This window comes from Streptomyces sp. NPDC093591, from assembly GCF_044764885.1.
Lineage (GTDB): Bacteria > Actinomycetota > Actinomycetes > Streptomycetales > Streptomycetaceae > Streptomyces.
The window spans coordinates 528,023-539,338 of record NZ_JBIWIY010000004.1 but is presented as its reverse complement, the minus strand read 5'-3'; the positions used below and the strand labels follow the sequence as shown (position 1 = coordinate 539,338).

The following is an 11,316-nucleotide window of genomic DNA, read 5'->3' as shown; positions in this document are numbered from 1 at the left end:
GCCCTGGCCGGCATCACCGCGCCCGGCCCGCATCCTCCCGTTCATCCCTCCGCGAGGAGCTTCCGTGCACTACCACCGCGAGGCCGTGCCCGGCGGTTTCAAGGCCCGGTCCGTCGCCGGCGCCCTGCTGGCCGCGGCAATCGTCCTGGCCGGTTGCGAACGCGGCTCGTCGAGCGGCCCGGGGGACTCCACCTCGGGCCCGAGCGGCTGCCCTGACGTCCAAGCCCGCGCCCGGGCCGCCGTGACGCGGGCGGAGCAGACCGACGTCCCCTGGAACGGACCGACCAGCGGTCCCACGGCGGTGGCAGCCAAGACCATCGTCTACGTCGCCCAGACCATGACCAACCCCGGAGTCGCGGGCGTCGCCGACGGCGTGCGGAGAGCCGCGCGGGTCATCGGCTGGAACGTCCGGGTGATCGACGGCGGCGGTACCCCCGCCGGCATCCAGGCGGCGATGAGCGATGCGGTGGCGCTCAGGCCCTCGGGCATCGTCATCGGAGGCTTCGACCCCACCTCGACCTCGCAGCAGGTGGCACGGGCGGGCGCGGCTCGCATCCCCCTCATCGGCTGGCACGCGGTCGCCGCCCCCGGCCCCAGCCGACGGCCGGCACTCTTCACCAACGTCACCACCAAAGTCGAGGACGTGGCCAGGGTCAGCGCGCAATGGGTCATTTCGCGTTCCAACGGCACCGCCGGGGTCGTGGTCTTCACCGACGCCTCGATCCCCTTCGCCAAGAACAAGTCCGAGCTGATCCGGAAGGAACTCGCCGCCTGCTCGGGCGTGAAACTGCTGGCGTACCAGAACATCCCGATTCCGGACGCGAGCAGCCGCACGCCCCGGGAAGTCTCCTCACTTCTCTCCCGCTTCCAGGACCGGTGGACGTACTCCGTCGCCATCAACGACCTCTACTTCGCCGATGCCGCCCCTGCATTCCGTGCGGCCGGCAGGAAAGGGTCCGGTCCGCCGTTCAACATCGGCGCCGGCGACGGTGACCCGTCCGCCTTCCAGCGCATCAACAGCGAGCAGTACCAGTCGGCCACCGTGCCCGAGCCGCTGTCCCAGCAGGGCTGGCAGATCGTCGACGAGTTCAACCGAGCCTTCTCCGGTCGTCCGGACAGCGGATATGTGGCCCCCGTCCACATCACCACGGTCGGCAACAGCGACGGTGCCACGGCCTGGGACCCCTCGGGTTACCAGGAGGCGTACCGGAAGATCTGGGGTAAATGACAGCGGCGTCGGGGGCTAAGCGGCTCCCTTTGCGGCCGTCTGCGACGGGGCGTACTCGGTGAGCAGGAGTGCGATGTCGTCGGCCCTGTCGGGGGAGGACCGGCAGGCGTCCCTCAGCAGTCCGTCGGCCAGGTCCTCCAGTCGGCTCCCGCCCATGTGCGCCAGCGAGGCCCGGAGTCGGTCGATGTCGGAACCGATGTCCGAGTGGCGCCTCTCGATCAGCCCGTCCGTGTACAGGGCCAGGACCGATCCGGGTACGAGGCGCAGTTCCGACTCCGGATAGCGTGCCGCGGCGTCGATGCCGAGCAGAGGGCCGCCGGGCACATCCAGGACTTCGGCCTGCCCGTCGGGCAGGCGCAGCAAGGGCGGGAGGTGGCCGGCACGGACGATGCGGACCATCCCCGAGCGGGGATGGAAGCGGGCGTAGCAGCAGCTGGCGAGCAGCGCCGGGTCGAGGTCCATGTGGAGCCGGTTGGTGTCGGCGACGACGTCGCTCGGGCCGTGGCCGGCCGTGACGAAGGCCCGCACCGCGCTGCGCAGCTGGCCCATGGCGGCCGCGGCGGCGACGTTGTGCCCCTCGACGTCCCCGACGATCAGCGCGACCTCGTCGCCGGTGGGGATGACGTCGTACCAGTCGCCGCCGATGTCCATCCCCCTGGTGCCCGGAAGATAGCGCCCGGTGACCCGGAGGCCCGGCAGGGTGGGCAGCCGGTGCGGCAGCAGCGCGCTCTGCAGGCCGCGGGCAAGGGCGAATTCGGCGTCGTAGAGCCTGGCGCGTTCCAGGGCCTGGGCGATCAGGCCGCCCAGCGCGGTGAGGACTCCGCGTTCCTCATCGGGAAATCGGTGGACGTCGTCGAAGGCGAGCATGCAGACGCCGACCGGGCGGTTCGAGGCGATCAAGGGCAGGAACGCCCAGGAGTTGGAGTGACTGACCGTGGTCCCGGGGTAGGTCTCGAGGAGCGCCTCACGGGACTCGATGAACAGCGGGGCCCCGGAGGTCAGCGCGTCCGTCACGGGCAGCCGGGCATGCAGCGGAGTGCCTTCGAACCGGGCGAGAAAGCGCTTCGAGTAGCCGCGCTGAGCGAGCAGGTGCAGGCGCCGCTCCTCCACCACGGAGATCGCCAGCTTCTGTCCGCCGAAAGCGGGCAGCAGCTGCTCGGCGACGGCCTCGAACACCTCGTGTGCGGTGACCGCCTCGGTGAGCGCGCTGCCCAGCGTGAGCACCCGGTAGAGGGAACCCACGCGCGGGGCCGCGGGCGGAGGCGGCAAGGAGGCGGGCGGCCCGCCTTCCGCGACGGGTGCCCCGGGTCCGGTGCCGGCCGGTACGGGCTGTCGCACGGGTGCCGCCCACCCCGTCATGCCCTGCGCGCCCGGGTGGAGGGAGAAGACCAGCCATTCGTCCGGTGGGCGACGGACCAGGAAGGAGACCGGTTGCTGGGAGACCAGGGCGGCTCGGTAGGGGTCCTCGTACACGGGATCGGCCAGCCAGGGCAGGACGTCCCAGGGGCGTCGGCCGAGCAGTTCGTCCTGGCGGACCCGAAGCAGATTCTCCAGGCTGTGGTTGGCGTACGAGAGGCGTCCGTCGGGCGAGAGTGCGAAGAAGCCGTCCGTGAGCCGCTCGATCGCTGCCACGGCGGCCATGCCGCTTCCGGAGTCGAGTACGGCGCCGACCAGATGGGACGAGGCTTCCGGGCCGTCGGGGCTCTCGGGCACCCGGCCCCACAGCTCGACGGCGCGATGGCCCCCGCGGCCGTCCCGGATGTGCAGGCAATGCGCCAGTACGTGGCCTTCCGCGACCGCGGCACGGGCGGCGGACCGGAGGCCGGGCAGATCGGCGGGCTCGATCATGTCCGCCAGGGTGGCGGCCCGTCCGTCGAACTCGCGGGGCGGGATTCCGAAGATCGCGCACAGCTCGTCGTCGGCCGTGAGTGCTCCGCTGTTGAGGTTCCAGTCGAAGAGGCCCACCCGGATCACCGGTGCGGAGGGCAGCGGGACCACGATCGGAGCCGCCCGCTCGTCGTACTCACCGAGCGCGCCGAGGGCTCGCAGTCCGGCGAGGGTGGTGCCCAGTCGGTTGACGACCGAGCGCAGCTGCCGGCGCTGGGCCCTGGACAGTCCTGTCCCGTCCGGCCTGGGCGTCCACACCACGGCCATGGCACCGAAGGTCCGCTCGCCCGCCCGTACGGGGACCGAGGCAGAGCCGAACGGGTAGGGCAGAGCGACCGCGAGCTGGGGGAAGCGCCGCATCGTCTCCTCCGCGCCGGCCAGGTGGACCATGCGCCCGGAGCGGTACGCCGCCGCCACCGGCAGACCGCTGTTCACCGGGATCCGACGCCATCCGCTGACCTGGGTGGGCGGCGTCCCGCACGACGCGGCCACTACGAGCGAGCGATGGTCGCCGGAGACCAGGAACACGCTTCCGGCATGCGCTCCGGTCACCTCCACGGCACTGACCACGGCACTGACCAGCGCGTCGTCGCGCTCGGGCGCTTCGCCGACACTCGCGGCGCCGAACGGGTACGAGCTCGAAGCCACACCGTTGGCCGACACGTTGCCCTCGATCATCCATGGATAACTTGTTCAATTTTAGGATGTTTTATAGCCCCCTGCGGTCGGGTGCAGGGCCAGGAAGGCCGTCCCGCACCCACGCGCTCGGCAGCCGACGGTGTGGAACGGCCTGATCGACCACCGGCTCGCGCTGATCGCCCGCTGCTCCGGAGCGGCCGACGTCGTCGGGGCCGTCAGCTTTGCCCGTGAGCACGACCTACGGGTCTCGGTACGAGGAGGCGGGCACAACATCGCTGGAAACGCTGTGTGCATCGGCGGCTGATGATCGACCTCTCGCCCATGCGAGGTGTCGCGGTCGATCAGGAGCGCTGCCCGGCCCGAGTCGAGGGAGGCGCGACCTGGACGCAGCACCACAGCCTGTGCGAGACGGATGAACGGCTGGCGCGCCTGGCGGAGACGACCGGTGGCCGGCCATACCTGCTGGGCAAGGCGCTGCAGCTGCGTGATCGCCGACCGGACCAGGACCGGGTGCTGGCGGACCTGACGTCGTGGCTGGAGCAGAGCAGTGGCGCCGACCAGTTCGTCGACGCTGTCGGGCTGCTGGAGAACGACATCCTCAAGGCCGCCTACGACGGGGTCGTCGAGCAGCTCGGTACCGACTGGCATGACGACGCCTGCCTCGTCACCGCGGCTGGGATGGCCGGTCTCTCGTCCGGGGAGCCGCGGGGCCGTCGGCTGCCTGGAGGCTCTCCAGGTGTTCGACCGGGACGGGACGCGCCTGTGCGTGGAGCCGGTTCTCCATACGGCGTTGGGCGTACTTGAGGCCAAGGTCTGACCAACACCCGGGTGGGGTCGGGGTTCTGCCTGCCCCACCGAGACTCGACCAGCACACCCGCGTCCTGTCGGCGGCCACCAGCATTCGGTCGGCCCCGTCGTGGCAACGGAACGAGACGGCTCACTGGTCGGGAGAGCGTCGGTGGCTTCTCGGTCGTAGAACTGAGGATTCCTGAAATCTACTGGTACGACGCGAAGGCCGTGCGCCTGACGCCGGCTGTGTCAGCTCCTCGCGAATCTTTCGGGCTGCAGTGCGGGCTCCCGGGCAGCGAGTCATCCTGTGACCCGCATGCACCTGATGAGGCGTCAGGTGAGTCAGTATCTGGTCAGCATCAGTTCCCGAACATCCTGAGAAGACTGTCCGAACAGGCACCTGGTCGGTGGCGTCACAACAGCCTAGTTGGCGCGGGAGCCCAGGCAGGGAGCCCTATCCCCAACGAGAGCGATGTTCCTCACAATCGTCGACTTCGACGCGTGCCCCTGTAGAGTGAAGACCGCCCTTGACCTGCACAAAGCAGGCAGGGAGCCGTCTTCCAGGAGTCCCAAGTGCTGCGTACTCTCTTCAAGTCCAAGATCCACCGTGCCACCGTCACCCAGGCCGACCTGCACTACGTGGGATCGGTGACCATCGACGCGGACCTCCTCGACGCCGCCGATCTGCTCCCCGGCGAGCTCGTCCACATCGTCGACATCACCAATGGCGCCCGCCTGGAGACGTACGTCATCGAGGGCGAGCGCGGCTCGGGGGTCGTCGGGATCAACGGAGCCGCCGCCCATCTCGTCCACCCCGGCGACCTGGTGATCATCATCAGCTACGCTCAGATGACCGATGCCGAGGCACGGAAGTTCGAGCCGCGGGTCGTGCACGTGGACGGAGCCAACCGGATCGTGGCCCTGGGCGCCGACCCGTCCGAGCCGGTACCGGGCTCCGACCAGGAGCGCAGCCCGCAGGCCGTGCCGACGGCCTGACCCGAGGTCAAGACCAGGAGCGCGCCATGACTGACATCGAGATTCGTGACGACCGGTCGGCCGGCCGCCTGGAGGCGCTCCAGGGCGACGAAGTGGTCGGCCGTATCGAGTACTTCGTCCTCGAATCCCCCGCGCGCGCCCTCGTCCCCGTCCACACCATCGTGGAGCCGGCCCACGAGGGGAAGGGCATCGCGGGCTCCCTGGCGCGCGAGCTGTACGGCACGGCGGCGCGCGAGGGAGTCGTCGTCGCCCCTCTGTGCCCGTACGTCGTGAAGTGGGCCGAACGCCACCCCGACGAGGCCCCGGCCGCCGACCCCGGTCTGCTGGAGGCGGCGCAGGACTGGCTGCGGGCGCACCCCGAGAGGTTCTGATGCTCGCCCTCCTGCACACCTCGCCCTTGCACATCCCGGTCTTCGACGCACTGCGCGACGAAGACCATCAGGGCCTGGAACTGCGGCACTTCGTCGACGAGGAACTGCTGGCCCGGGCCCGCCGAGAGGGCCCCGAAGCCGTCGTGAACGATGTGCGGGACGCCCTGCGCAAGGCCGTCGCCGACGGCGCGCGGGCCGTGCTGTGCACCTGCTCGACCATCGGCGGCATCGCCGAGGCGGCCGCCGCCGAGGCCGGGGTGCCGGTGCTGCGCGTGGACCGTCCGATGGCGGCGGCCGCGGTGGCCGAGGGGACTCGGGTCGTGGTCCTGGCCACGGTGGAGAGCACCTTGGGGCCGACGGTGTCCTTGATCGAGGAGGAGGCCCGCCGCGCGGGGCGCCCCGTCGACGTACGGACCCGCCTCGTCGAGGGCGCGTGGGAGCGCTTCGACGCGGGGGACGTCGACGGTTGCGCCCGTCTGGTGGCCTGCGCGGCGGACGAGGTCACGGACGCCGACGCGATCGTCCTCGCCCAGGTCTCCCTCACCCGGGCCCGGCGACTGACCACGACACCGGTGCCCGTACTGTCCAGCCCGCGCCTCGGGCTGGCGGCGGGAGCCCGGGCTCTGCACCCGGAGTAGGCCCACCTGGGCGCCCGCGGTGACGCGGGTGAGTGACTGGCGGCACGGCGGTCGGGTACGCGGGGGAGTAGTCCAGAGCCGACGCGCACCGATTGGCCGGAGGACGCCATGACGAACCCGTATCAGGATCCCGTCCACCCGGATCCTGTCCACCCGAGCCCGACACCGGGTCCTGAGCCCCAGCCCCCGGACCCGGCCCGCCCCCCTGAGCCGACCCCGCCCCCACCTCCGAGCCCGGTTCCACCTCCGACCCCGAGCCCACCCCCGGACCCCTCCCCGTCCCCGATCCCCCCGGGACCGGAGCCGGTACCGAACCCGGAGCCGGGGCCCCCGCTCACCTGAGCCGGGGAACGAAAAGCGGTGGGCGGTTTGAAGACACCGCCCACCGCAACGCCCTCAAAGGCGCGGGGCTGTATCGACATGCGGCTCCGCCACGTGGGCGCGACCAGCCCCCACCACGCCGCACCCGCGATACGACCGCCCCTCCCGAGCCCTTAGGCGGACACCTCCGACCGATCCCCACCCCACAACGTGTGGAACGACCCCTCTCGATCGGTCCGCCGATACGTGTGCGCCCCGAAGAAGTCCCGCTGCCCCTGCGTAAGCGCCGCAGGCAACCGCTCGGCCCGCAGCGCGTCGTAGTAGGCGAGCGCCGCGGCGAACCCCGGCGTCGGCACCCCCTGCCGGGTCGCCGCGATGATCACCTCACGCCAGTCGTCCTGCGCCGCGGCGATCTCCTGCGCGAACGTGTCGTCGGCCAGCAGGCTCGGCAGATCGGCCCGGGCGTCGTACGCCGCGCGGATCCGGTCCAGGAACGCCGCGCGAATGATGCAGCCGCCACGCCAGATGGCCGAGACGGCACCCAGGTCGATGTCCCAGTCGTACTCCGCGCGCGCCGCGTCGATCTCGTGGAAGCCCTGCGTGTACGACACGATCTTCGACGCGTACAGCGCCTGCTCCACCCGGTCGGCGAACGCCCCCGCCTCCGCCTCGCTCAGCGGCGACGCCTTGGGCCCGGCCAGCCCGCGCGACGCGTCCCGCAGCGCCGCGTGCCCGGACAGGGAGCGGGCGAAGACCGCCTCGGCGATGCCGGACACCGGCACGCCCAGGTCCAGCGCGATCTGCACGGTCCACCGCCCCGTGCCCTTCTGCTCCGCCTGGTCGACGACCACGTCCACGAACGGCTTGCCCGTCGCCGCGTCCACGTGCGACAGCACCTCGGCCGTGATCTCGATCAGGTAGGAGTCCAGCCGGCCCGTGTTCCAGGTCCGGAAGATCTCCGCGATCTGCGCGGGCTCGTACCCGGCGACGTCCCGCAGCAGCTGGTACGCCTCGCCGATGAGCTGCATGTCGGCGTACTCGATGCCGTTGTGCACCATCTTCACGAAGTGCCCGGCACCGTCCGGACCCACGTGCGTCACACACGGCGCCCCGTCCGCCGCCTTCGCCGAGATCTTCTCCAGCATGGGACCGAGCGAGTCGTACGACTCCTTCGGGCCACCCGGCATGATGCTCGGCCCGTGCAGCGCGCCCTCCTCGCCGCCGGAGACGCCCATGCCGACGAAGTGGATGCCCTGCTCGCGCAGGTCCCGCTCCCGGCGCCGGGTGTCGGCGAAGTGCGCGTTGCCGCCGTCGATGATCATGTCGCCGGGCTCCAGCAGCGGGGCGAACTCCTGGATCACCGCGTCGGTCGGCTCACCGGCCTTGACCATGATGACCAGGCGCCGCGGGCGCTCCAGCGCCGCCACGAAGTCCTTGGCGGTCTCGGCCGCGATGAACTCGCCCTCGCTCCCGAACTCCTCCACCAGCGCATGCGTGCGCGCCGACGTCCGGTTGTGCACCGCGACCGTATAGCCGTTGCGGGCGAAGTTGCGGGCGAGATTGCGGCCCATGACCGCGAGACCCGTGACGCCGATCTGCGCCGAAGTGCTCATGCGTTGGCTCCTAGTGACCTCGATATATCAGCGGTGCCGGTCATGCCCGCCAGTATTGCCCCATCGTCCATCCTGACGTGCCGGTTCTCCGACCGCACACCCGGGGTGGCGCGATGTCGCGCAGGCAGATACGCACAGAAGGCCCCACCGCACTCAGCCGCACCGGACACCGGGCAATGTCCGTCTGTTCCTCGCCATTTGGCGTGGATGAGCGGCTGAATCGCAGTCTTGTCATGGCCTGTTCGCAGCGCTTACTTTTGCCCCTCCTGACGCATGTCAATGGGGGGCTCCGTCATGGCCGTACGCGGTCGGCACCGCCGGTACCAGCCGAACAGGATCAACCGCGCCTCACTCACCGTCACCGCGGGCGGTGCCGGGATGGCGCTCCCGCTCATCGGCACCGGTGTCGCGCAGGCGGCCGACGTGGACACCTGGAACAAGGTCGCCGCCTGCGAGTCGACCAACCGGTGGCACGTCAACACCGGCAACGGCTACTACGGCGGGCTGCAGTTCGCCCAGTCGACGTGGGAGGCGTACGGCGGTACGCGGTACGCGGCGCGGGCGGATCTGGCCACCAAGGACCAGCAGATCGCCGTCGCGGAGAAGGTGCTGGACGGACAGGGACCGGGTGCCTGGCCGCAGTGCTCGGTGCGGGCCGGGCTCACCCAGGGCGGGGACACCCCCGACATCCACCCCGCCGGCACCAGCAGGAAGACCTCGGTCCAGGACGTCCGGCCGCAGACCACACCCCAGTCGCGGGCGGGCACGGCCGAGATGTACACCGTGGTCCGCGGCGACACACTCTCCGGGATCGCCGAGTCGCAGCAGGTCAAGGGCGGTTGGCAGGGGCTGTACGCGGCGAACCGGAAGGCCATCGGAGCCGACCCGGACCTGATCCTGCCCGGTCAGCGGCTCGCGCTGCGCGCCAAGGCCGCCCCGACGAAGACCCGGCCGGCCTCTCCCTCCACGTCCAAGCCCGAGAAGACCTCTTCGGACCGGCAAACCGTGGACCGCGAGGCCGCCGAGCAGGAGAAGAAGCAGTCCACGACGGCCAGTCGCGCCCTGGTCTCCCCGGTGAGCTCCCCGGCGGGCACCCCGTACCGCAAGGCCGGGTCGTCCTGGTCGAAGGGCTACCACACCGGCGTCGACTTCCCCGTCCCGACCGGCACCTCCGTGAAGTCCATCGGGGCCGGTCAGGTGGTCGACGCGGGGTGGGGCGGCTCCTTCGGCTACCAGGTGGTGATCCGGCACACCGACGGCCGCTACAGCCAGTACGCCCACCTCTCGGCCATCTCCGTGAAGGCCGGGCAGTCGGTGGGAGCCGGTCAGCGCATCGGCCGCTCCGGGTCCACGGGCAACAGCACGGGCCCGCATCTGCACTTCGAGGTGCGGACGGGGCCCGGTTTCGGCGCGGACATCGACCCGGTGGCCTATCTCCGCGCCGGTGGCGTCAGGATTTGACGCGGATGCGGTGCCGGTCGAGGACTGGCGTCGGGACGTACGGGCCGCCGTAGAAGGGGCCGTAGAGGTTCGGGGGTTCGCCCTCGGGCCGCGGCGCCTCGCCGCCCTCGTACGCGCCCTCCGCGACCTGGGCCGGTATGAGGATGCCCTCGATCCCGTCCGGTACGAGGATCTCGTCACGGTCCGATACGAGAATCTCGTCATGGTCCGGTACGAGGATCTCCTCGCGCGGCATGGGCCCGGCCTGCTCCGGAACGCCCGCGAGCAGCCCCTCGGCAGGCACCGGCTCCACAGCCGCCGGCGTCGGCTCGGGCAGGGCCCGCTCGGCCTCCGCCGCCGTACGCGCGATCCGCTCCGTCGTGAGCAGAATCAGGCCACCCGCCGCCACCACGCCGCAGCCCAGGGCGAGTACGGTGCCCGTGGTGCCGTAGCGGAAGGTCTCGCCGAACATCGTGATGCCGACCGCGGCCGCCACGACCGGGTTCACGACCGTCAGCGTGGCCAGCGGCGCCGCGAGTCCGGCGCCCCGGTAGGCGGCCTGGGACAGCAGCAGACCGGCCGTGGCGAAGACGCCTATCGTGGCGAGGGACGGCAGGTCGGCCGCGGACACCCCGCCGTTCCAGTCGACGGCGACGACCTTCGTGAACACCGAGGACATGCCGAAGGCTATGCCGGACCCGGTCGCGAGCAGCATGCTGCGCACCGCCGGGTGGCGGTGGGCCGCCCGGCCCGCGATCATCAGGGCCACGACCAGGCCACCGGTCACCAGGGCCACGCCCACCCGCTCGGCCGTGGCCAGCGACTGCGCCTCGGAGGAGCCGACGAGGGACAGCAGGCCGGCGAGACCCACGGTTGCCATGATCGCGCCCCGCCAGGCCGTCGACCCGGCCTTGCGGCCCACGAACAGCGCCGCCATCGGCAGCGCGAACACGATCGTCAGGGCACCGAGCGGCTGCACCAGGCTCAGCGGACCGAACGCCAGCGCCACCACGTGCAGCACACCGCCGAGGCCGTTCAACGCGACCGCCGCCCACCAGCCGGGCCGGCGCATCGGCGCGAACTGCTGCCCCGGGGACGACACCGCGACACGCTCCTGCACGATCGCCCCGCCCGCGTACGCGACCGCCGAGATGAGCGACAGGAGCACGGACAACGCGAGGGCGCTCATGAGCTGCTCCTCTGCGTGAGGCGGCGGTGGTGACCGCGGCGCGGCGATCGGTCGGCTTCCATAATCAACACGATCCCGCGAAAAGCTGTTCCCGTCGTCGTACCAGAGCACGCACTGTGTCGTACTGCCGATGGAGTATTACGACGGCTGTCTCATCCCCAAGGCTGGTGACTCACGGGGGAGACCCCCAGGTGATAACCCCGAA

General features: G+C 71.2%; 10 protein-coding genes. 7 read left to right on the top strand and 3 right to left on the bottom strand.

Going from position 1 to position 11,316, the window contains the following annotated elements:
• Positions 1-64 precede the first annotated feature (64 nt).
• A complete protein-coding gene (locus tag ACIREI_RS11950; RefSeq protein WP_403330753.1) occupies positions 65-1,228 on the top strand; it encodes a substrate-binding domain-containing protein in 1,164 nt (387 codons plus the stop codon).
• A gap of 15 nt (positions 1,229-1,243) precedes the next feature.
• Here ACIREI_RS11950 and ACIREI_RS11945 read toward each other — a convergent pair whose 3' ends face one another.
• Positions 1,244-3,793 (bottom strand): SpoIIE family protein phosphatase, encoded by a 2,550-nt coding sequence (locus ACIREI_RS11945; protein WP_403330750.1) that lies wholly within the window; start codon positions 3,791-3,793, stop codon positions 1,244-1,246.
• A gap of 100 nt (positions 3,794-3,893) precedes the next feature.
• Here ACIREI_RS11945 and ACIREI_RS11940 point away from each other — a divergent pair, with 100 nt between their 5' ends.
• The 5 genes from ACIREI_RS11940 to ACIREI_RS11920 all read left to right on the top strand — a co-directional run bounded on the left by ACIREI_RS11940 (position 3,894) and on the right by ACIREI_RS11920 (position 6,548).
• Complete coding sequence (locus ACIREI_RS11940; protein WP_403330747.1) at positions 3,894-4,058, top strand: FAD-binding protein; 165 nt, start codon at positions 3,894-3,896, stop codon at positions 4,056-4,058.
• Positions 4,058-4,558 carry a hypothetical protein gene (locus ACIREI_RS11935; protein WP_403330744.1) on the top strand — a complete coding sequence of 167 codons (501 nt, stop codon included), beginning with the start codon at positions 4,058-4,060 and terminating at the stop codon, positions 4,556-4,558. The genes ACIREI_RS11940 and ACIREI_RS11935 overlap by 1 nt, the downstream gene beginning before the upstream one ends.
• A 558-nt stretch (positions 4,559-5,116) precedes the next feature.
• Positions 5,117-5,539, top strand: a complete 423-nt coding sequence (gene panD, locus ACIREI_RS11930) for an aspartate 1-decarboxylase (protein WP_403330741.1) — start codon at positions 5,117-5,119, stop codon at positions 5,537-5,539.
• Between the two features lie 26 nt (positions 5,540-5,565).
• Positions 5,566-5,910, top strand: coding sequence for a GNAT family N-acetyltransferase (locus ACIREI_RS11925; RefSeq protein ID WP_403330739.1), 345 nt, complete (start codon positions 5,566-5,568; stop codon positions 5,908-5,910).
• Positions 5,910-6,548, top strand: a complete 639-nt coding sequence (locus ACIREI_RS11920; protein WP_403330736.1) for an aspartate/glutamate racemase family protein — start codon at positions 5,910-5,912, stop codon at positions 6,546-6,548. The genes ACIREI_RS11925 and ACIREI_RS11920 overlap by 1 nt, the downstream gene beginning before the upstream one ends.
• Before the next feature lie 494 nt (positions 6,549-7,042).
• Here ACIREI_RS11920 and gndA read toward each other — a convergent pair whose 3' ends face one another.
• A complete protein-coding gene (gndA, locus tag ACIREI_RS11915) occupies positions 7,043-8,482 on the bottom strand; it encodes an NADP-dependent phosphogluconate dehydrogenase (protein ID WP_403330734.1) in 1,440 nt (479 codons plus the stop codon).
• A gap of 294 nt (positions 8,483-8,776) precedes the next feature.
• Between gndA and ACIREI_RS11910 the strand changes: the two genes are divergently transcribed.
• Positions 8,777-9,943, top strand: coding sequence for a transglycosylase family protein (locus tag ACIREI_RS11910; RefSeq protein WP_403330731.1), 1,167 nt, complete (start codon positions 8,777-8,779; stop codon positions 9,941-9,943).
• On the opposite strand, the gene ACIREI_RS11905 is transcribed toward ACIREI_RS11910, so the two are convergent.
• Positions 9,933-11,111, bottom strand: coding sequence for a DMT family transporter (locus ACIREI_RS11905; RefSeq protein ID WP_403330728.1), 1,179 nt, complete (start codon positions 11,109-11,111; stop codon positions 9,933-9,935). The genes ACIREI_RS11910 and ACIREI_RS11905 overlap by 11 nt on opposite strands.
• Positions 11,112-11,316 lie beyond the last annotated feature (205 nt).

What these genes read in the sequence shown, in the direction of transcription:
- ACIREI_RS11945 (WP_403330750.1), bottom strand. Translation starts at nt 3,793, where the DNA reads ATGATCGAGGGCAACGTGTCGGCCAACGGTGTGGCTTCGAGCTCGTAC.
- ACIREI_RS11935 (WP_403330744.1), top strand. Translation starts at nt 4,058, where the DNA reads ATGATCGACCTCTCGCCCATGCGAGGTGTCGCGGTCGATCAGGAGCGC.
- ACIREI_RS11925 (WP_403330739.1), top strand. Translation starts at nt 5,566, where the DNA reads ATGACTGACATCGAGATTCGTGACGACCGGTCGGCCGGCCGCCTGGAG.
- ACIREI_RS11920 (WP_403330736.1), top strand. Translation starts at nt 5,910, where the DNA reads ATGCTCGCCCTCCTGCACACCTCGCCCTTGCACATCCCGGTCTTCGAC.
- gndA (WP_403330734.1), bottom strand. Translation starts at nt 8,482, where the DNA reads ATGAGCACTTCGGCGCAGATCGGCGTCACGGGTCTCGCGGTCATGGGC.
- ACIREI_RS11910 (WP_403330731.1), top strand. Translation starts at nt 8,777, where the DNA reads ATGGCCGTACGCGGTCGGCACCGCCGGTACCAGCCGAACAGGATCAAC.
- ACIREI_RS11905 (WP_403330728.1), bottom strand. Translation starts at nt 11,111, where the DNA reads ATGAGCGCCCTCGCGTTGTCCGTGCTCCTGTCGCTCATCTCGGCGGTC.